Here is a 228-nt window from a genome sequence, read left to right as displayed (position 1 = left end):
GGGTTCCATATGTTTCGCGAGTGCGGATATGTGCCACCTTAATCTCCAGTTTTAGCCGCTCATCACTTTGTTTTCTGTCTGAGGGTTCATGCTGTACCCAGTTGTAATAACCGCTCCTGGATACACCAAATACCTGACACATCGCTTCAATGGGAAATTGTTGTCGCCATTGTTCGATTAACGCGTATTTTTCAGCGACTCCTGTGCAAAATACGCTGTTGCTTTTTT

The 228-nt window shown here is 44.7% G+C and carries 1 pseudogene; it reads right to left on the bottom strand.

Going from position 1 to position 228, the window contains the following annotated elements:
* Positions 1-228 (bottom strand): annotated as a pseudogene (locus BGK49_RS28255) (IS3 family transposase); the annotation flags it as partial.

The sequence above is a fragment of the Shigella sp. FC1544 genome (assembly GCF_001722145.1).
GTDB lineage: Bacteria > Pseudomonadota > Gammaproteobacteria > Enterobacterales > Enterobacteriaceae > Escherichia > Escherichia coli.
This window is presented reverse-complemented; position numbering and strand designations above follow the sequence as displayed.